Raw genomic sequence first — 19,679 nt, 5'->3', positions numbered from 1 at the left:
ACTTGAATCGACCGCGCGAAAAGCGTCAGTAGGCGTCAGGACTCGTACCGCACGTGGTCGTCGTTGAGTTGCAGTCAGGCACTGTCTTTTGCTCGTAATCTACTACTAGAGAGTAATTTTCGTGACTGAGAACGCACGGCCCGCTACGTCGAACTTTCGGGTAATCGCCGAATACCGGCTGGGCGAGGAAACCGCGAACGAGGTGCTCGGCCATCTGGCCCAACTCGCTGAGGCAAGCCGGAACGAGCCCGCCAATCTCGGCTACGAGTACTTCCGCAACGTCGAGAATCCGCTACACGTAACCATCCTCGAGATGTACATCGACGAAGACGGCTTCGAAGCGCACCGAACTTCGCCGCACTTTGCATCTATCGGCACGGACAAGATTTTTCCACTTCTCACCGATCGCATTGTGCGCACGTACTCAGACGAGAGTGGTCGCTGATGGCCTAAGGCCACCGAGCCGCGTCCCAGCATTCTTAGAGTGATCGGCCTGGCTGGTGGCATGATGGAGGACCGAATTTTCTCGCCAAGAGATCCCGACGAGTAGACGTGTCCTCCGACGACGCTCACGCGATGTTCGGCAAGAGCATTGCTGCAGCCGACTGGCACTCGAACCGGCGGAAGGCGTCGGGTTCAACGGAGCCGAAATCAGACGAGTCACGTACGTTCCGAACGAAAAGTTCGCCGCTGGCGCAAGCTTCGTCGGCAGTTTGCCGACACGCGTTCCACCACTAACCAGATGCAGGGTGGCCTCCGATACGGTTCGACGGCAATGCTTCTCAGGTTCGCTGCCGTGCCCGTGGTGTTCGGAACCGGCAGCCTGTTTGCAGGATCGCCCAGGATCGTCACTGGGTGTAGATGACGGGCGCTGGGTACAACGCGCAACAGTGCTCGCCCGCCACGTGGGACGGACCTACGGGCTCGCCGAGATGGCCGATGACGGTGGGTGGTCCTCTTTCGTCGGACGCGGCGACTATCCGATCTCAAGCTGGATATCGTCTGCAGCCTTGCAAGGCCTTGGCGATGCTGTACGTCGATGTCTTTCGGCGTCACGGCTTCGGGTTCACGAAGTGGTGTTTTCTGTGGCAGTCCGTGCATCCGTGTCGGTCCGTCGGGAGGTGCAGGATCGGCGGATGTTCCATGCAAATCCGAGGTCGGCATTCGTGTTGCGTGCCGGCAGTTCAAGAGTGGGTGCCCGGTCGCCGTATCCAGCAGTGCTACCTCGGGATTGCATTTGAACTACGTTGCACAACTGCTGAAATGGAGGATGGAACCGATGCGAGCAGTCGTTGTGTGTATTGGTGATTTGGTGCGTCGAGCACGGCCTCTGTCTCGCCGGCTTCTACGATTTCACCCCGGTAGAGAACCACTGTTCGATCGGTCATCTGCCTCACGACTGCTAAGTCGTGAGTGATGAAGAGCATGCTCATCCCGTTTTCCGCTCTGATAGAGCGAAGCAGCTCGAGAATTTGGGCCTGCACGGACACGTCCAGGGCGGCAACAGGTTCGTCGCAGATGAGCAGCCTGGGTCGAACGGCAATTGCCCGGGCAATCACGGCGCGCTGACGTTCGCCACCCGAGAGCGCAGCCGGACGGAGAGCGGCGTAGCTGCCTGGTAGTCCCACCTTGCCGAGTAACTCCGAGACTTCCGAGGCTACGGAATCGCTATCGCGTTTGTCCGCTCCGGTTCGTACGGCTATAGCTTCTCGCAAGGCTGCACCGATGGTTCGGGATGGATTGAGCGCTGCGTACGGATCCTGAAACACTACTTGGATCTCCCGGGCCAACTCGACTCTGGTTTTTCGCGCAGTGGATCCAGTGGGCGCGAGCTCTCTGCCGAATGCCGATATCCGGTCCGAGGTGACGTGCTCCAGACCTAGGAGAGCACGAGCGATAGTTGTCTTCCCTGAGCCGGATTCACCTACCAGTCCCACTGATTCGCCGGCGCGGATCGAGAAAGTCACGCCGCGGAGGGCGTGCGAGTCCTTGGGCTTGCCGAACATCGCTTTGGCGCGATATACCTTGTGTACGTTCGCAACCTCGACTATCGGTGGGCCGATGGTGTCGAAAGATCGTGACTCGGATTGTTGAGGTAGAGGTGGTTCGAACTCGGAACCGCGGGGAAACTCGTCGTGAATCCGATCGATCCGGATGCAAGCCGAAGCGTGTTCGATCGTGATGGGAGTAAGAGCTGGTCGGGCTGAAAAGCATTCGCCGACAGACCATTCGCATCGGTCAGCGAATGCGCAGATCGCCTCGACGGCTGCGGCTCTGGGCACACTGCCGGGAATCGACGTCAACCGTTCGACTCGACGATCGACAGGGGGACTGGCCGACATCAGCCCACGTGTGTAGGGATGCGTCGGGGTGCGGGCAAGATCGGCGACCGTAGCCTCCTCCACCACGCGTCCGGCGTACATGACCTGGATCCGATCGCAGACGTCCATCGCCACGTGCAGATCATGAGTGATCAAGATGAGCGCCATGTTTCGTGACTTCTGTAGACCGGCGAGAAGTCGGAGGACTTCGTCCTGGGTGGTCACGTCCAGTGCAGTTGTCGGTTCGTCGGCGATCAGCAACTCCGGATCGCCGGCAAGCGCGGCCGCCATGGCAACTCGTTGCCGCATCCCCCCGGAGAGCTGAAAGGGGTACTTTTGTGCGACGGCGGGATCCAAGCCAACCTCCGCGAGACGCGCAGCAACTTCGGCCCGAACTTGTTGGCGTCCGCCTTTTCTGACATTTGGCGGGAGTGTCTCCCGCACGTGCTCGCCTACCGTGTGGATGGGGTTGAGCATGCTGAACGGGTCCTGCATCAAAAGACTGATTCGGGAGCCCCGTAACGATCGCAGTTCACGTTCGCGTGTGCCGATCAACGGGATTCCGTCGAAATCTGCTGCTCCTCGTGCATAGATTCCCGGCGGTAGCAAACCGACAAGCGAACGAACTGCCATCGATTTTCCACTGCCAGACTCGCCGACTATCCCGAGAGTCTCGCCTCGGGGGACCGTGATGTTGACATCGCTGACGAGCACCTGCGACCTGTTCGCGTACACCGATAGCCCGGAAACTTTCAGGAGGGGGCCATTCGCATCGGCCGTTTCCGATTGTACTGTCACATCTTCCACAGTCATCTACTTCCGTTCTCCTGAGTCTGACAGCCGTTTGAAGAACCAGTCGCCGAAGATAGTTGCGGCGCTGCCGGTCAGGATGAGACAGGCTGCGGGGGCGACTGCGACCCAGGGGTTCTCGGAGATCATCGATTGCCCCTGGGAGAGCATCGATCCCCAATCTGCAGCCCCGGGGGCGATACCGATACCGAGAAATGACAACGACGAGAAGGCGACCAACGCTCCGACGAAATCCAGCAGGAAGACGGCGAGCACGGTGGGCGCGATGTTGGGCAGCACATGGCGGATCATGATCCGTGAGTCGGTCAATCCGAGGGTCTTCGCAGAGTCGATGTACGGCAGACGAACCTGGACGCGCGTCACACTGCCGACTATTCTGATGGCGCTCGGTACTGACAGGAAAACCAGAATCGCCACAGTCAGCCAGTAGCTCCCGCCGAGAATCCCCAGGAGCACGATGGCGACGAGGAGCGCGGGCAGGGCATACACGAGGTCTGCGAATCGGTTGAGGACGTTGTCGAGTGCACCGCCGTTATATCCGGCGACCAGCCCCGCGGATGCGCCGGCTATCACTGTTCCCATCGCTACGCACAGCGGTCCGAGCACGGAGCGGCCGGTACCGTCGATCAAACGGGAGAGGACATCGCGTCCCATATCGTCGGTGCCCAACCAGTGTGTGCGATCGGAACCGGTCACACCGCGGAGAAGATCCTGAGTGTAAGGGTCGTAAGGGCTTATGAGCCGACCGGCGACAGCCGCGAATACCATCACACCGAGGATCACCAGTGCAATCACAACGGTGATGGGAATTCGCGATCCCTGCCTGCTCTTTTCGCGATCGGTGAGTGCAGTCATGTCATCCCTTTCCTGCGTACCGCATGCGCGGGTCGACGAGGAGAGCTACCACGTCCACCGCCAGGTTGACGACAATCACGAAGGCGCCGAGACACACGGCCAACCCTTGTACGACGGGTAGGTCCTTTTCGGTGACCGACTGCACCATCAGCGAACCGACTCCCGGTACGGAGAACACGGTCTCGACGAGTACGGCGCCGGACAGCGCAGCAATCAGTATCAGACCGGCCGCAGTCACCACCGGCATTGCGGAGTTCCGTAACGCATATCGGAAGAAGACCCGTGAGGGGTCGAGACCACGAGCTTTCGCGAATGTCATGTAGTCCTGCCGGAGCACGTTGAGCGCTCCGGCGCGTGTCTGCCGGATCAGCAGTGCGATGAGCGCGATGCCGAGTGCTGTTGCTGGCAGGGTGAGGTGCACCAAGCGATCGAAGAATCCATTGCCCACGCCGTAAACGGGGAACAGTCCGAGCTCGAGTCCGAATACGAAAATCAGCAACATTCCGACTGCGAAACCTGGTGCACTCATACCTATTACGGAAGCCATCGAGATACCTCTGTCCACCCATTTATCGCGCTGATACGCCGCTGACATTCCGCAGGGGACCCCGATCCCGACCACCAAAACAAGTGTGTACACCGCCAGTTGGATCGAGACCGGTAGGTGATCGGTGATGATGCCGGTCACCGGCGCACCTGATCTGGTCGACGTCCCGAAATCGAGCTGCAGTGCATCGACCAACCAGTGCCAATACTGAACAAGGAAAGGATCGTTGAGGTGATGTCGTGCCTCCAGGGCCGCGATCAGTTCGGGTGTGCTCGGACGAGAGCCGACAAGGACGGCAATTGCAGAGCCTGGCGTCACCGACAGCAGACTGAACACCAGAAAACTGATTACCAGAAGCAGCGCGGCCGACACCACGAGTCGCTTGCCGATGAACGCCGCTACTGCCATCTCAATCGAACCTCGTTGTGTGGGAGAGATAGTCTTTCACGACGTTGCCTTCACTGCGGTAACCCACGAACCGTTGACGAAGTCGTAGAAGGACATGTCGCGATCGAAGGCGAACCCGTCGGCAATTGCGTAGACCAGATTCGGATTGAACAGCGGGACGTACGGAAGTTGTTCGTGGATGCCGGTCAAGATGGTCTGGGCGGCAGTCCATCGGTCCAGGGGTGAGGTCGATCCGTTCAGGACGGGCAGCGCCTGTTCGACGGAATCGGTAGACCAATTCGAGGCGTTGAATTTCGGTGCGACAGCGTTCTCCTTTCCGACGACGGAGCCGATCAATTTGGGGTCGGGCGTCGATGCGGTAATCGACAGGAATCCGATTCCGGGAACCTTGTGGGCGTACAGGTCGGAAATCCATTGGGTCTGGGTGATGGGCTTTGGAACAACGGTCACACCGAGTGGCGCCAGGTTTTGTTGCAGGTTGAGTACCGTCAGTTCCGTCCAGTTCACGTTGTCGGTGTAGGGGACCTCCACCGTGAATCCCTGGGGGTGCGACGAGGCGGCAAGTTCTTGCGCCGCAAGGTTACTGTCGAACTCGATTCCGCCGATTCCGTCCAGGAAGGATTGCGCGTTCCCAGGGGAACCGGCGACACCGGTCAACATTTCCGGAGTTGCCAAACCCTTCAATATCGCGGAGTCGTTGCCGAATGCCGCCTCTGCGATTCCTTTCCGATCGATCGAGTGCGCGACGGCCTTCCGCACGTGGACATCGTCGAACGGACTCGTACTGGTATCGAACGTCAAATACGTGAGCTTGGTCAGAGGGACCTCGATCGTGTCGATTCCACCGATCTGCTTCCACTGTGACTGCTTCTTGATGTCGGCCACATTCGCAGCTTGGATGTCGCCGGATCGCATTGCCAACTGAGCGGTGTTGCCGTCCGGAATCACGTCGAACTTCAGCGTTTCCGGTGCAGGTTGCTCCGACCAGTAGTCATTGTTACGGACAAGTTGCACACCGGAACTTGAATATTCTTGGACCCGGTACGGGCCAGTGCCCACCGGAACCGCTTGCGCAGTACCCAATTCGGCAGCATGTTCTTCAGCGAACCTTGCCTGTTGGATCAGTCCGAATAGCGCGATGCTCTGCCTGGCAACCGGATCGGGATGCGACAACTTCACAGTCACCCGCATCGGTCCGGTTTGTTCGATGCTTTCGAGACTTTCCAGCTCGCCGGCAGTTTGCGCCCCGGCTGCGGAATCAGAGACGTGCCGAAGGCTCCAGATCACGTCCTCCGGGGTCAGTAGAGTTCCGTCGGAGAATCGCACGTCGGACCGGATGACGTAGTCGATGGTCGTCGGGTCAGGAACCGATACGGCTTCGGCGAGATGAGGTCGCAACTCTCCTTCACCGGAAAGCCGTTCCAGCGGTTCGGTGAACAGGGTCTGAACCTGCATGGAAGGACCGAAATCCTTAGTGATATCTAAGGAGATCGGAGCCGCTGCAAGAGCGAAGGTGAAGGCGGGTATCGGATCGTCGGTGATCGTTCGAGTCTGTGTGGCGCCCGGTGCGGAGCCACACGCGGAAACCACGAGGACGAGTGCTGTTGCCGATACCGCGTACGTGGCGGTTCGCGTGTAAGCGCGCATCGCGCGATGTAGAACTGGCTTCTTCAAGCGTCAACTCCCTGTTCACGAAAACCCAACCGGATATGACGGGTAACGCTACGGAGATGTAGGTCACATATCGTTAGACGATTGTCGAATCCAGCGCGGATATTTTTCGACGATCGGAAGAGTGCTTTGGAAAGTCCCGAGATACAGAGTCAGAGCAAAGATTGCACGCCAACGCGTTCAGACGGAAGCCGGGATTTCAGTATCGGTGTTCTGGGGGTGATGCGACCTGAAGTCGGGATCGGTTGTTGGAGGGCTTCTTTAGGGCCTCGGCCACGACTGGGCGTTCACCAGTGCGACCCGTCGCCAATGTCGACAGCCTCAAAGCATCAGCGCGCGGATGACCTCGGGTTACCTGATCGGCGACTTGGCGACAAGACTGGGCGGGCTTTACGCCCGGTCTGGCGGGCCTGTCGGTGCCCACAGGCGGTTGTTGTTCTCTTTTGGGAACTGCTGCGTGTACTCCGATGACTGGTGACCGCAGGTTCACCGCGTGGGGAGTGGCTCGAGTTTAGGGTGCTCGGCGTGCAGTGCTCGTCCATACCTTCGAACGGGCGGTCGCTCTCGCCGCCGAGCGGGAACAGGCCTAGTCCTCCATTAACCGCCGAAGTCCTCGCATCCAAATCGAGTGGATCCAGGTTGCGGCTCGCAGATATGGTCCACTGGTGACGCATCCGAATGGTCGAAACGACAGCCCGATCCTGGTGATTGGTGCCGGTGTCGTCGGCGCGTCGATCGCGTATCACCTGGCGCGCGTTGGTCTCCGAGTCACCGTGCTCGAGCGGGGCTCGGTGGCGGGAGGGGTGACCGGCAACTCGTTTGCCTGGGTCGGCCTCTCGAAGAGTGCAGCAGAAACCTACTCCGATCCGTGCCGACATGGCGCCGCACCCGAGTTCGACCGGCTGGAGCGCGAACTCGTCGAGCCATTCGGTCTGCGCCGCAGAGGCGCGATCACGTGGGAGACGACGGAAGCGGAGACTCGAAAGTTCGTCGACGCGCATCGCGCACTCGGTCATCCAGTCGAACTCATCGGTGAAGATGAGGTCTTTGCTCGTGAGCCGGGATTGCGCACAGCGCCCGCGGTAGCGGCATATGCGCCTGACGATGGTGGAGTTGACCCGGTTGCGTTCGCTCGATCGCTCCTGCGGGGTGCCGAAGCATACGGTGCCACAGTGCATTCCGATGTCAGTGCGCTCTCGATGTACACGGAAGGCAAGAGAGTGTGCGGAGTAGTGACTGCCGACGGTCCCGTCTACGGATCGACCACAATCCTCTCCGCGGGCACTGCTATCCCCGGCCTCGCGGCGTCGGCGGGAGTCGACGTCGCGGTCGGCGCCTCACCGTGTTGCCTCATCAGATTCTCGACGCCGCACCGATTGGTGAGCGGAATCCTCTCCACCCCGGACTTCGAGATCAGGCAATTGGACGACACGACACTGATTGCGGCTGAGGATGTTCCGTTCGGGTTCTCCGGAGACACTCATGAGCTTGCCGAGCCGACCCTGCAGGCGGTCCGCAGTCAGCTCGTGGGCGGTGAACACGTGGAACTGATCGAGGCGGTAGTCGCTGACCGTCCCATTCCACGCGGTGGCCGGCCACTGCTGGGCTTCGCCGAAGACGTGTCGGGGCTCTATCTGGCCGCGGCGCATCCTGCGATCATTCTGGCCGGAGCAATTGGGGCCCACGTGGCCGGGGACTTCATCTAGCGGTCGGGCTCGAACAGGTAGACGGGATGCTGGGCGCTCAGTTTTCGGTAGGGCGTTTTAGGGTTAGCAACGAGACCACCACGAGGGTAATGCCGAGAACCCCCAAACTGGCCATCGGCCAGTCCACGACGACCGAGGTAGCCGTGGAGTCCACATCGACTAGATGTGTCGTGCATCTGGCTGCTGGCACAGGCAGCGGAAGACGATGTGCCTTCCACACAGCTGAAAAGTATCCCGGACCAGGCGAGTCGGGGGCGGGATAGTTGTCCTGGCAAAGCGTGTCTGGTGTGGACGCGAGCAACGACATGACCCATAGCGCGCCCCCCGCGATGATTCCGATCCCCGCCCGAAGCCATTGCATACGGCGATAGTACGAGGTTCACGGGGTGCAATAGCAGTTACTAGTTCTCTCTAGGACACGCGCTAGAGAGCGGGATATTCGTCTACTCGGCTTGTACCGTCGATGGGCATGGACCCCGTGCGCAATCCGTATGCCCCCGGTGCCGGTCAACGCCCGCCGGAACTCGCTGGGCGCGACAAGCAGATCGACGCCTTCGACGTCGTTCTCGAGCGAATTGCGCGTGGCCGCCCGGAACGAAGTGTTGTCCTCACCGGCTTGCGTGGCGTCGGCAAGACCGTCCTGCTCAATCAGTTGCGTTCGGCCGCGATCTCCCGAAGCTGGGGGACAGGCAAGATCGAGGCGCGCCCCGATCAGGATTTACGACGCCCACTCTCGTCGGCGCTGCACATGGCAGTCCGAGAGATCGCGGTCTCCCATCGCGATCCGGAGCGGGTCGAGCAGTTCCTCGGAGTCCTCAAATCGTTTGCCCTACGCGCCACTGCGGACAAGGGAATGCGCGAGCGCTGGCAACCAGGCATCGACGCACCTGCGATCAAAGGTCGCGCGGACAGCGGCGACATCGAGATCGACCTGGTCGAGTTGCTGCTCGACGCGTCGGCGCTGGCCAGGGATGTCGGCGTCGGGATCGCAATCTTCATCGACGAGATGCAGGACCTCGGTGCCGCGGATGTCTCGGCGATCTGCGGGGCCTGCCACGAGTTGAGTCAGGACGCGGCACCGCTGATCGTCGTCGGTGCGGGGCTTCCACATCTACCTGCTGTGCTGTCGGCGTCGAAAAGCTACTCGGAGCGCCTGTTCAGCTACCACCGGATCGACCGCCTCGAGCGTGAAGCTGCAGATCAGGCACTGATTGCACCTGCCGAGCGTGAGGACGTCGAGTTCACCGAATCCGCGCTCGACGCTCTGTACGAAGCGGCTGACGGGTACCCGTACTTCGTTCAGGCCTACGGAAAAGCCACGTGGGATGTGGCGGCGTCGAGTCCTATCACGGCAGAAGACGTGCGCGTCGGCGCGCCGACGGCTGAGGAAGAACTCGCTGTCGGTTTCTTCGGATCGCGATACGAGCGAGCAACGCCCGCGGAGCGTGAGTACATGCGCGCCATGGCCGATCTCGCCGGTGACGACGGACCCGTCGCAACCGCGAAGATCGCCGTCGAGTTGGGGCGCAAACCGGCTTCCCTGTCGCCGGCACGCGATGGACTGATCAAGAAGGGACTGATCTATTCGGCAGAACGTGGATCCATCGGATTCACGGTCCCGCACTTCGGCCGATACCTGCGCGGACAAGCGGAGTGAACGCGCTCGAAACCGCGTGGGATCGGGTGGCGGCGCTCAGTCCCAATCCGCCGGCCTGGGTGGTTCAACTGGCCGCGTTGATCGCCGTGATCATCGTTCTCGAACCGCACCTGTGGCGGATCGCCCGCAACGTCGTCACCATCGCACACGAGGGCGCTCATCTGATCGTCGCAGTCCTGGTCGGTCGACGGTTGAAAGGTCTTCGCCTGCATTCGGATACGTCGGGTGTTGCTATTTCGTCGGGCAAACCGACCGGCTTCGGCGTCATTCTGATGACGTTCGCGGGTTACGTCGGTCCGTCGATTCTCGGACTCGGCGCGGCCGGGTTGTTGGGCGCGCAGCGCGCGGTCTCGGTGCTGTGGATCGGCGTATTCGTCATCGCGGTGATGATGGTCCTGATCCGAAACCTCTACGGAGTCTTCTCACTTGCCGTGGTGGGAGCCGTGTTGTTCGGACTCGTCTGGTGGGGGACCCAGGAGCAGCAAGTGGCCGCAGCGTACTTCCTGACGCTCTTTCTCCTCTTTGCCGGACCACGCCCGGTCGTGGAACTTCAACGGCAGCGAATGCGACGAGGCGGGGCACCGGACTCGGACGCAGACCAATTGGCCAGGCTCTCACCGATACCCGCGATCGTCTGGGTCGGGTTGTTCCTGCTCGTGAACGTCGCGGTGCTCGTGCTCGGCGGATGGTGGATTCTGCGCCCGGTGGGTGGCTGACCGGATTGAGCCTTTGTCCCGTCAGGACAACGGACCAACGATTGTTGATGCTCTGCGGACGTAGTCATCGCATGAAGGCGCTCATATCGTGGAAGTCGACGAGTGGTCGTGTGGGGACTTCACGCGGCCACACCCGCAGCGACGAAGACCGTCGACGATGACAAGGATTCGTTTTGGACGACAAGAACTTCCGCGGACGAACCGCGATCATGTCCGGGGGAAGCCGTGGCATCGGACTTGCCATCGCCCGTGCGATAGCGCGCCGCGGCGGAAATATCGTGTTGCTCGCCAAGACCGATACGCCTGACCCCCGGTTGCCCGGAACTATCCACACGGCTGTGGACCAGTTGAACGAGCTCGAGGGTCATGCCGTTCCGGTCGTCGGCGACGTGAGGAACGACGACGACATCGCGCGGGCCGTGGCTGCAGCGGTAGAGCACTTCGGTGGCATCGACATCGTGGTCAACAACGCGAGCGTCCTCGACATCTCGAAAACCGAAGATCTCGCGATGAAGCGATTCGATCTGATGCAGCAGGTCAACGTCCGTGGCACCTTTGCGCTCACCCGCGCGTGCCTTCCGTACCTTCGGGTTTCGGCTAACGCGCACGTATTGACGCTGTCGCCACCGCTCAACTTTTCGCCGCACTGGTTGGGTGCTCATCCGGGCTACATGTTGGCCAAATACGGAATGACATTGGCGGCCTTGGGTATCGCCGCAGAGTATTCAGGTGCACCGATTTCGAGTAATTGCCTGTGGCCGGAGACCATGATCGCCACGGCCGCTGTCGGAAACCTGCTCGGGGGAGACGACAGTATCGAGCACTCGCGTTCACCCAAGATCATGGCCGATGCGGCTGTCGAGATTCTCGGTCGTCCCGCCGGCACGGATACCGGTCGTACAGTGCTCGACGTCGAGATCTTGCGCGAGGCGGGGATCTCGGATTTCTCGCAGTACGGCGGTCAGTCACCGTTGGCGATCGACATCTTCGTCGACGCTCCAATTCCGTGATCTCGGGCGATCTACAGGTATCTAGCCAAATCGCTAGATACCTGTAGATCTTCCTCACGCCACTTCGTGCTCGCCGCCCGGGGCAACCTTCTGAAGTCCGCGATATGCGTCGCTGGCACTTTGGCGACCACCGATGACGGCCTCGACCTCCGCGGCAATCGGCATGTCGACGCCGTATTCACGGGCCAGATCCATGACAGTGGGGGCGGTCTTGACGCCCTCGGCGACCTGACCGAGCTTGGCGACCGCCTCCTCGACGGTCAATCCCTGCGCCAGAGCTTCGCCGACGCGACGGTTCCGAGAAGTCGGAGCCATGCAGGTGGCAATCAGATCGCCGACGCCCGTCAAGCCGGCAAAGGTGCGTGGGTTGGCGCCCATCGCTTCACCGAGTCGGGTCATCTCGGCGAGACCACGTGCGAGCACCATCGCACGAGTGTTGTCACCGACTCCCAGACCGTCGGCCATGCCCGAGGCGATGGCAACGATGTTCTTGAGGATGCCGCCGAGTTCGCAGCCGAGCACGTCGGTGTTGCGGTAGACGCGGAAGACCGACGACGCGAACAGGGGTTGCAGCGCGGCGGCGACACGATCGTCCTGGGTCGCCACGACCGATGCCGCGGCCATGCCGTCGACGATCTCCTTGGCGATGTTGGGGCCCGCGAGCAGTCCGACGGGATGGCCGGGCAGGCACTCGGCGATCACTTCGGTGGGGCGCTGCCGGGTGCCGGGCTCGAGACCCTTGGACAGTGACAACACCGGGACCCACGCCCGAACCTCGTTGGCGATCTCGGCGAGGGTGGAGCGAACGGCGTGCGATGGCACCCCGCATACGAGTACGTCCGCTTCGCGGGCGGCTTCGACCAGATCCGAGGTTGCCTTGAGCCCCTTGGGAAGTTTGCGCTCACCAAGGTATTTGGAGTTGGTCCGTTGCGAATTGATCTCGTCGGCTGCTTCGGAATTGCGTGCCCACAACAGGGTCGGGGTGTTGCGGGCGGCGAGGCCGGCCACCGTGGTTCCCCACGATCCGGCACCGAGGACGACGACGCGTACCGGGCGGGCCATCAGAGTGCGCTGTTCTGGGTAGCGAGTGCTGTCATGGCGCCAAGCGTTCCACTTGCGGAGCAGTTGCGGGCCAATTCCGCCGAGTCTGTGGCTCGACTTACAGATGAGGCGGCGGTTCGGGGCTTTCGCGCATTGTTTCGACCGCTTCTGCGGATTCCGCGACGATCGAGCGCATGGCGGCTTCCGCGGCGTCGGCGTCCCCGGCCTGAATAGCAGATGCGACCACTCCGTGCAGGTGAATCGCTTCGGGGTCGGCCTCGTGGGGCATCAACGAGTGGCGGGTGCGGCCTTCGAGTATCTCGACGACGATCTGCGACATCGCCCGCAGCATCGGGTTGCCGGAAGCGGCGAGCAGTGTGCGGTGAAAGTCGGAATCATGGCCGAGATATGCGTCGGTATCGGCAGCGCGCGAGGTAGCTGACATGCCGATGACGGCTGCAGTGAGAGCGCCGCACTGCTCAGGTGTGGCGCGAGTTGCGGCCAGTCGCGCAGCCAGAGGTTCGATGCCGGAACGGAGTTCACTGAGGATCGAAAGTTGCTCGAACCGATCAGGACCGGCCAGTTGCCAGCGGATGACATTGGGGTCGAGCGAGTTCCAGTGTTCGGAGCCCAGGATGGTGATTCCGACGCGTCGACGAACCGAGGCGAGTCCGAGGGATTCGAGAACGCGGACAACTTCGCGGATGACGGTTCGCGACACGTCGTATCGCGTTGCCACCTCGTCGGCGGAGATCGTGGTTCCCGGAGCGAGCACACCACCGACTATGTCTTGGCCGAGCTGTTCCAGCATCGAGTCGTGTAACTGCTGAAACGGGACAGAAGGCATACGTAGATCGTCCCATGCGTATGGAGTAAGCCCGGTGGAAGCCGAATAAATACTACAAATTAGTGTCTGCTCTTGAAATTGTAGGTTAATTAAGGAACAGTGACCTCAATCACTCATCGGACTGGGAGTCCCTATGAACACCACAGCATTGCTGGCGGCCGAGGTCGTCCCCGCTGGTAGCGACGCACGATTGATCATCGCTGCAGTCGCCGGCGTCGCGGTCATCATCGCGTTGATCACCTGGCTGGACCTGCATCCCTTCCTCGCGCTGTCCATCGGCGCGGTGGGCGTCGGTCTGGCGGCCGGCCTCGGATCGGCCGAGTCGGTCGCGGCGTTCGCCACCGGCTTCGGGTCGACCATGGGAAGCGTCGGAATCCTGATCGGTTTCGGCGCGATGTTCGGCAAACTCCTCGCCGATTCCGGCGGTGCCGACCGAGTGGTCGACACGCTGGTCGGCCGCTCCAGCACCAAGGCGCTTCCGTGGACCATGGCTCTGGTCGGCGCAGTGATCGGTCTGCCGATGTTCTTCGAAATCGGTCTCGTCCTGTTGATGCCGGTCATCATCCTCGTCGCGCGGCGTTCCGGCTTGTCCCTGATGCGCATCGCGATCCCCACCCTCGCCGGCCTCTCGGCCATGCACGGGTTGGTTCCCCCGCACCCAGGGCCGCTGGTTGCAGTCTCGGCTTTGAACGCAAACCTCGGCCTCACCCTCGCGCTCGGTGTCCTCGTCGCGATCCCCACTGTTGTTCTCGCCGGACCGGTCTTCAGTAAGTACGCCGCGCGGTGGGTCGACGTGAAGGTCCCGGATCTTTTTGTCACAGGCGAAGATCGAGGCGAGGAAGAGAAGAAGCAGCGTCCCTCGTTCGCGGCTACTCTCGCAGCGATCCTCCTGCCGGTTGTTCTCATGCTGGGCAAAGCATTTGCAGACGTGATCGCACCCGATTCCGAGGCACTCCCCAAGTCCGTCCTCGACTTCCTCGGAACACCCGTTGTGGCTTTGGGTCTCGCGGTTCTGGTCGGTATGGTGCTGCTGGGTCGCGGCGGCGGAATGGACCGCAAGGCCATCTCGAAGTCACTCGAGAGTTCCCTACCTCCCATCGCAGGCATCTTGTTGATCGTCGGCGCCGGTGGCGGTTTCAAACAGGTCCTGATCGACACCGGTATCGCCGGAGTGATCGCCGACGCGATCAAGGGCAGCAGCCTTCCCGTGCTGTTCCTGGCCTGGCTGGTGGCGGTATTGATCCGCGTCGCAACGGGTTCGGCGACGGTGGCAACGGTGACGGCGTCGGGCATCCTTGCTCCGGTTGCGGCCGATCTCTCGTCCGCACATGTCTCGCTGATGGTCTTGGCGATCGGCGCAGGCTCGCTCTTCCTCTCGCACGTCAACGACGCCGGATTCTGGTTGGTGAAGGAGTATCTGGGCGTCAGCGTGGTACAGAACCTCAAGACCTGGACCGTGATGGAATGCATCATCTCGGTATCGGGCCTGGCCGGAGTGCTCGTGTTGAGCGCATTCATCTAGGTAGGCGAGCACATGGACAGCGAAGCGGCACAGCAGAAGCAGTACCCCGTGCTCGTCCTGATGGGTGTCTCGGGTTCGGGAAAGTCGACGGTCGGCGGCATGCTCGCCGGAGCGATGGGCTGGGACCTTCAAGAAGGCGACGATCTGCACCCGCAGGCGAACATCGACAAGATGGCGACCGGGCATCCGCTGAACGACGAAGACCGCTGGCCCTGGCTCGACAAGATCGCCGTCTGGATCAAGAGCCATACCGACGCCGGTCAGCCGGGCATCGTTACGTGTTCGGCACTCAAGCGCAGCTACCGCGACGTGCTTCGCGGTGAGCACGTCGTGTTCGTGCACCTCGCCGGTTCGCGGGATCAGATCGGCCAGCGATTGACCGCTCGCCTCGATCACTACATGCCCGCCTCGCTGCTCGACTCCCAGATCTCGACACTCGAGGCCGTCGACCCGGACGAACAGGCCATCGTCGTCGACGTGGGCGGGAGTCCCGCCAAGATCGCGGAGGAGATCCTGCGACGGGTGGAGACATTCGAATACTGAGCAAGCCCGGCGTGTAGGCACCCGCGGTTCGGGTTACGGTGCTTGGGTGACTGCTGCTGCGCAGACGGACTGAACCGTGACCGACTTCGACTTCCACAGCGTCTGGACGCTTCCTGCCTCTGCTGACCGCGTCTACGAGGTTCTCGCGGATGCCGAACGGTATTCGCAGTGGTGGCCTCAGATACGCCGAGTCGGGACGATCGACGAGCATTCAGGCTCCATGTCCATCCGCAGCGCTGTCCCTCTGACGCTGCTGGTCTTCGGGCGACGCGAGGTGGAAGACTCAGTTGACCGCTTTCTGAAAGTGCGTCTCACCGGCGCAATGACCGGGTGGAGTAGCTGGGCGGTGCGCCCCGCTGGATCTGGTTGCACAGCCGAATTTCGGCAACAGGTAGCGGTGTCCGGAGCGCTTGGTCTGGCCGCGAAGGTCGCGAAGCCGCTGTTCGAGTGGAATCATGAAGCGATGATGCGTGGAGGGCACCGCGGACTGTGCGCATATCTCTCCCGGCCGTGATCGCGACCAGAACTTGCACACGCTCGAGCAATTGATCCATACCCGTCGTGTCAATTTGACGCAGCGTCAGTTATCGTTCACATCAGCAGCCGACAAGTATGTGTAACTCAAATGCACAAAACGGCTTGACCTGGGAGGACGCTATGCGGACGCGAGATTCGACGGTATGGCATTGGAACGTGAGTCCGCGAGCGCGGGTTATCTTCTGCCTGACCAGGACGTTCGTGAAGCCGATGTTCACCCTCTGGCCGACCACCGAACGTGGTATCCGCCAACTCGAGCGACTCGACGCGATGGCGGACAAACTGCCGAAGCCGAAGAACCTCGATATCGAGCCTTTCACGCTGGGTGGTGTGCCCAGCGAGAAGGTGCAGCATCCACGCAAAGCGCAGGGCGAGTTGGCCGGCGCCACGATCCTCTACTTCCACGGAGGGGGATTCGTCTTCTGCGGTCTGGCAACGCACCGGGCACTGTGCGGTTTGCTCTCTGCGAAGGCCGGCGTACCGGTGATCTCCGTGCGCTACCGCCAGCTGCCGGAAGGTTCCATCGGTACCTCCGTCAAGGACGCAATGGCCGCGTACACCGCGTTGCTCGAGACAGCCGAAGACCCGAACAAGATTGTGGTTGCCGGTGACTCGGCGGGCGGATACCTGGCCATGAAGGTCGCCGAAATTACCGCACTGCGCGGAATCACGCGGCCCGCTGCCGTGGTGGGATATTCCCCTCTTCTCAACGTGAACCTCGAGGACCATGATCCCGATTTCATGAAACGTGATGCCTACCTACCGATGTCACAGGTGGAAAAGCTCAAGGACCGGTGGCTCGAGGGGCCGGACGAGATTCCTGGTGCGCAGTCGCCGATCAACGCCGACGCCAGTCTGATTCCGCCGTCGTTCCTGGTGTCCGCCGAATACGAACTGATGCGTCCGGACGTCGAGATCATGACCGAAAACTTGATCAAGGCAGGACAAGCCGTCGAAACGCACATCTGGAGTGGGCAGATCCATGCTTTCCCGGTGATCGGGAAAGCTCTTCGGGAGGGGAAGGCGATCGTCGATCTCACGATCAAGTTCCTCGAGCGAACGATGGCCTCGCAGAACCAGATCAGCGCCTGACGCTTTTCAGCCGATCGATGTGAGTGTTGCGTAGTCGTCGTTGTCGAGAACGCCGTCGACGACTGCGCGAACTTCCGAGGCGTGCAACGTGATCGAACCGCCGTGATTGTCGAGGAAGGCTGTGTCTGCGGCATCTCGGCCGGTCGAGATGCGCACAAGATTGCTGCGCGGCGCCAATTGCGTTGCATCGACCACGCGCCAGACGTGGTCGATATTGGCTTCGACTACGGCGTGAAAATCCATCGGATCGCAGCCCGGCGCGTAGACGGCCACCAGTCGAGCGGGAATCCCCACGGCGCGCAGCAGTGAGATGGTCAGGTGCGAGTAGTCGCGGCACACTCCGGCGCCGGCGAGCAAGGTGTCGACCGCACTGTCGGTGCCGCGACTGGTGCCGGGAACATAACTCAAATGTGTACTCACCCAGCGAGTGACTTCGAGGAGGAGTTCGGCCGGGGGAGTGGCGAGATCGAATTGCCCGGCGACAAAACCGAAGAACTTGTCGGCCTCGGCATACCGGCTGGGGCGCAGATATTTCGACACGTCGTAGTCGCTGACCGACGCCGGTTCTGCGCGGCCGATGACGGTTGCGTCGTAGCTGACGATCAGTTTGCCTGGGGCACAGTCGAGTAGGTGAATCCGGGTACCGTGTTCGGCGGTGATCTCGCGGGGTTCGAGCGGATTGCCGTCATGGACGAACGACATCGTTTCCAGCAGTTCGACACCCGGCGCGCGCGTCACCGCGATCTTGAACTCCAGGTTGGTCGCCTCGTCGATCTCGATGTCGAGCAGGGCGGCGACTGTACGTTTCATCGGGCCATCTTTACACCGAATACGGACACCCACCACCTGGGAGGATTGTGACGTGCGATCAGGCTTCGGGGTAGTCGACGTCGACGCCGCTGCTGAGGTCGCTGCACTCCACCAACTCGACCCCGTGTTCGCGTAGGTAGGTGTTGGCGCCGCCGTCCCCGGTGAGTGACTTTGCAAGCGTCGGCCAGTGGTCGCGTCCGATCAGGACGGGATGGCCGGGACGGCCGTGAAAGACAGCTCTTCGCAGTATGTTTCGTGATGGGGAGCTGTGACCCACGATCCGCGTCACGGTGTCGGCGTTGAGGTCCGGGACGTCGACCAGAGAGATCGCTGCCGCATCTGCGTCGTCGATTCGCATGGCGGCCTCGAGTCCGCAGCGCAGTGACGCGCTCATTCCGTGTTGCCAATCCGATATCACCACAATGACATCGGTGGTGGGCAGTAGTTCGAGGGCGTCCTCTGCCTGCGCGCCGAGGACCACGATGACCGGTGAGAGGCCTGCGGACTGCAGTGTCGTCACCCCGTGGTGGAGCCAAGACTGACCCTCGGCGTTTGTGACGAGCGCTTTGGGCTTGCCCATGCGGGATCCGACCCCGGCCGCCAGCAGGATCCCGCACGTAGACATGACTATGCTCCGGTGACCCGCGGACGCAGCCACTCGATCAGATCGTTCAGAACTTCTTCCTGCTCAGGCTCGTTGAAGATCTCGTGGTACAGGCCGTCGTACACCTTCAAGGTCACATCCGAAGAGCCGGCCAGATCTGCGACGAGCTTGCTGCCGGCCGGGTCCGTCAAACGGTCGTCCGAGCCGTGTTGAAGCAGTACGGGAATGGTGAGCGAGGGCAGGCGCGCCGGGAAGCCTTCCGCGGCGGTGATCATGCCGCGCGCGATGCCGGCGGGAACCTTGCCGTGGTGAACCAGCGGGTCGGCGTTGTACTTGTCGACGACCTTCTGATCACGCGATACGGCAGCAGCTTCCAGGTTCTCGACGGGCACGTCCGGGAGGTATTTGCCGACGATCTTGCCCAGCTGCATCACGATCTTCGGAGTGCCGGTTGCGATGATCACCGCAGGTCCGGACAGGGCGAGGGCTTTGAGATCGGCCTGATGGTCGAGGGCGTAGGAAAGGGCGATCGCGCCGCCCATGCTGTGCCCGAGCAGGAACTTGTCCTTGCCGGGATGTGCCGCCGTCACGATCGAGAACAACGTGTGGACGTCGTCGGTGAAGTCGGAGAATTCCTTGAGGTGAACGCGCTTGCCGCCAGAGCGTCCGTGCCCGCGATGGTCGGGTGCGTACACGATGAGCCCGAGTTCCCCGAGCCGCGCAGCAACATGGTCGTAGCGCCTCGCGTGTTCGCCGAGTCCGTGGCACAGGACGAGAACCCCGGTGGGTTCGCGGTCCGGTGTCCACACGTCGTAGACGATCTTGGTGCCGGCCACTCCGGTGAACGACGACTCTTCGTGCTGCATTGTTGCGCCCTCTCTGCGACCGGTTCCGGTACGCGGATTCTCACATGCTATTCGCCGCGTGCGCAGGGCGCGGGTGTTCAGGGTGTGAGGTCGTCGAGGAAAATTCGACACTTGTT

18 protein-coding genes are annotated in these 19,679 nt (G+C 61.6%); 9 read left to right on the top strand and 9 right to left on the bottom strand.

Annotated elements, in window-relative coordinates:
- Positions 1-121 precede the first annotated feature (121 nt).
- A complete protein-coding gene (locus RHP72_RS25635; RefSeq protein WP_311093984.1) occupies positions 122-445 on the top strand; it encodes a putative quinol monooxygenase in 324 nt (107 codons plus the stop codon).
- 775 nt (positions 446-1,220) lie between these two features.
- On the opposite strand, the gene RHP72_RS25630 is transcribed toward RHP72_RS25635, so the two are convergent.
- The 4 genes from RHP72_RS25630 to RHP72_RS25615 are packed head-to-tail and all read right to left on the bottom strand — an operon-like array spanning position 1,221 to position 6,615.
- Entirely contained in the window at positions 1,221-3,134 is a 1,914-nt protein-coding gene (locus RHP72_RS25630; protein ID WP_311093983.1) for an ABC transporter ATP-binding protein, read from the bottom strand.
- Complete coding sequence (locus RHP72_RS25625; RefSeq protein WP_047272016.1) at positions 3,135-3,986, bottom strand: ABC transporter permease; 852 nt, start codon at positions 3,984-3,986, stop codon at positions 3,135-3,137.
- A 1-nt stretch (position 3,987) separates the two neighbouring features.
- The gene (locus tag RHP72_RS25620) at positions 3,988-4,941 is read right to left on the bottom strand and encodes an ABC transporter permease (RefSeq protein ID WP_047272018.1); all 954 of its coding nucleotides are present in this window, start codon (positions 4,939-4,941) and stop codon (positions 3,988-3,990) included.
- Between the two features lie 36 nt (positions 4,942-4,977).
- On the bottom strand, positions 4,978-6,615 hold the full coding sequence (locus RHP72_RS25615) for an ABC transporter substrate-binding protein (protein ID WP_134929666.1): 1,638 nt from the start codon (positions 6,613-6,615) through the stop codon (positions 4,978-4,980).
- Positions 6,616-7,277: 662 nt separating this feature from the next.
- Here RHP72_RS25615 and RHP72_RS25610 point away from each other — a divergent pair.
- From RHP72_RS25610 to RHP72_RS25595, 4 genes are all read left to right on the top strand, one after another.
- The gene (locus RHP72_RS25610) at positions 7,278-8,318 is read left to right on the top strand and encodes an FAD-binding oxidoreductase (protein ID WP_165638962.1); all 1,041 of its coding nucleotides are present in this window, start codon (positions 7,278-7,280) and stop codon (positions 8,316-8,318) included.
- A gap of 469 nt (positions 8,319-8,787) precedes the next feature.
- Positions 8,788-9,975 carry an ATP-binding protein gene (locus RHP72_RS25605; RefSeq protein WP_063315718.1) on the top strand — a complete coding sequence of 396 codons (1,188 nt, stop codon included), beginning with the start codon at positions 8,788-8,790 and terminating at the stop codon, positions 9,973-9,975.
- On the top strand, positions 9,972-10,691 hold the full coding sequence (locus RHP72_RS25600; protein ID WP_003940327.1) for a M50 family metallopeptidase: 720 nt from the start codon (positions 9,972-9,974) through the stop codon (positions 10,689-10,691). Before RHP72_RS25605 ends, RHP72_RS25600 begins: the two co-directional genes overlap by 4 nt.
- Before the next feature lie 173 nt (positions 10,692-10,864).
- Complete coding sequence (locus RHP72_RS25595) at positions 10,865-11,701, top strand: NAD(P)-dependent oxidoreductase (protein ID WP_311093982.1); 837 nt, start codon at positions 10,865-10,867, stop codon at positions 11,699-11,701.
- A 54-nt stretch (positions 11,702-11,755) separates the two neighbouring features.
- Here RHP72_RS25595 and RHP72_RS25590 read toward each other — a convergent pair whose 3' ends face one another.
- Entirely contained in the window at positions 11,756-12,763 is a 1,008-nt protein-coding gene (locus RHP72_RS25590; protein ID WP_003940093.1) for an NAD(P)H-dependent glycerol-3-phosphate dehydrogenase, read from the bottom strand.
- A gap of 97 nt (positions 12,764-12,860) precedes the next feature.
- On the bottom strand, positions 12,861-13,589 hold the full coding sequence (locus RHP72_RS25585; protein WP_047272025.1) for a FadR/GntR family transcriptional regulator: 729 nt from the start codon (positions 13,587-13,589) through the stop codon (positions 12,861-12,863).
- 133 nt (positions 13,590-13,722) lie between these two features.
- On the opposite strand from RHP72_RS25585, the gene RHP72_RS25580 reads away from it, so the two are divergent.
- The 4 genes from RHP72_RS25580 to RHP72_RS25565 all read left to right on the top strand — a co-directional run bounded on the left by RHP72_RS25580 (position 13,723) and on the right by RHP72_RS25565 (position 17,283).
- Positions 13,723-15,111, top strand: coding sequence for a GntP family permease (locus RHP72_RS25580; protein ID WP_003939838.1), 1,389 nt, complete (start codon positions 13,723-13,725; stop codon positions 15,109-15,111).
- Between the two features lie 12 nt (positions 15,112-15,123).
- On the top strand, positions 15,124-15,654 hold the full coding sequence (locus RHP72_RS25575) for a gluconokinase (protein WP_311093981.1): 531 nt from the start codon (positions 15,124-15,126) through the stop codon (positions 15,652-15,654).
- A gap of 76 nt (positions 15,655-15,730) precedes the next feature.
- Complete coding sequence (locus RHP72_RS25570; protein ID WP_007729979.1) at positions 15,731-16,168, top strand: SRPBCC family protein; 438 nt, start codon at positions 15,731-15,733, stop codon at positions 16,166-16,168.
- Between the two features lie 143 nt (positions 16,169-16,311).
- Positions 16,312-17,283, top strand: a complete 972-nt coding sequence (locus tag RHP72_RS25565) for an alpha/beta hydrolase (protein ID WP_003939690.1) — start codon at positions 16,312-16,314, stop codon at positions 17,281-17,283.
- Between the two features lie 6 nt (positions 17,284-17,289).
- Here the strand turns inward: RHP72_RS25565 and RHP72_RS25560 are convergent, their stop codons facing one another.
- From RHP72_RS25560 to RHP72_RS25550, 3 genes are read right to left on the bottom strand one after another with little or no spacing between them, the layout of a single operon-like run.
- Positions 17,290-18,093, bottom strand: coding sequence for a transglutaminase family protein (locus tag RHP72_RS25560; protein ID WP_030536536.1), 804 nt, complete (start codon positions 18,091-18,093; stop codon positions 17,290-17,292).
- A gap of 58 nt (positions 18,094-18,151) precedes the next feature.
- Entirely contained in the window at positions 18,152-18,718 is a 567-nt protein-coding gene (locus RHP72_RS25555; protein ID WP_058037946.1) for an NTP transferase domain-containing protein, read from the bottom strand.
- Positions 18,719-18,720: 2 nt separating this feature from the next.
- A complete protein-coding gene (locus tag RHP72_RS25550) occupies positions 18,721-19,563 on the bottom strand; it encodes an alpha/beta hydrolase (protein WP_019745522.1) in 843 nt (280 codons plus the stop codon).
- Positions 19,564-19,679: the final 116 nt, after the last annotated feature.

The sequence above is a fragment of the Rhodococcus sp. SG20037 genome, assembly GCF_031763325.1.
Taxonomy (GTDB): domain Bacteria; phylum Actinomycetota; class Actinomycetes; order Mycobacteriales; family Mycobacteriaceae; genus Rhodococcus_F; species Rhodococcus_F qingshengii.
This window is presented reverse-complemented; position numbering and strand designations above follow the sequence as displayed.

Coding starts and splice junctions, on each gene's coding strand:
- RHP72_RS25630 (WP_311093983.1), bottom strand. CDS start 3,134: ATGACTGTGGAAGATGTGACAGTACAATCGGAAACGGCCGATGCGAAT.
- RHP72_RS25625 (WP_047272016.1), bottom strand. CDS start 3,986: ATGACTGCACTCACCGATCGCGAAAAGAGCAGGCAGGGATCGCGAATT.
- RHP72_RS25620 (WP_047272018.1), bottom strand. CDS start 4,941: ATGGCAGTAGCGGCGTTCATCGGCAAGCGACTCGTGGTGTCGGCCGCG.
- RHP72_RS25605 (WP_063315718.1), top strand. CDS start 8,788: ATGGACCCCGTGCGCAATCCGTATGCCCCCGGTGCCGGTCAACGCCCG.
- RHP72_RS25590 (WP_003940093.1), bottom strand. CDS start 12,763: ATGGCCCGCCCGGTACGCGTCGTCGTCCTCGGTGCCGGATCGTGGGGA.
- RHP72_RS25585 (WP_047272025.1), bottom strand. CDS start 13,589: ATGCCTTCTGTCCCGTTTCAGCAGTTACACGACTCGATGCTGGAACAG.
- RHP72_RS25580 (WP_003939838.1), top strand. CDS start 13,723: ATGAACACCACAGCATTGCTGGCGGCCGAGGTCGTCCCCGCTGGTAGC.
- RHP72_RS25575 (WP_311093981.1), top strand. CDS start 15,124: ATGGACAGCGAAGCGGCACAGCAGAAGCAGTACCCCGTGCTCGTCCTG.
- RHP72_RS25565 (WP_003939690.1), top strand. CDS start 16,312: ATGCGGACGCGAGATTCGACGGTATGGCATTGGAACGTGAGTCCGCGA.
- RHP72_RS25560 (WP_030536536.1), bottom strand. CDS start 18,093: ATGAAACGTACAGTCGCCGCCCTGCTCGACATCGAGATCGACGAGGCG.
- RHP72_RS25555 (WP_058037946.1), bottom strand. CDS start 18,718: ATGTCTACGTGCGGGATCCTGCTGGCGGCCGGGGTCGGATCCCGCATG.
- RHP72_RS25550 (WP_019745522.1), bottom strand. CDS start 19,563: ATGCAGCACGAAGAGTCGTCGTTCACCGGAGTGGCCGGCACCAAGATC.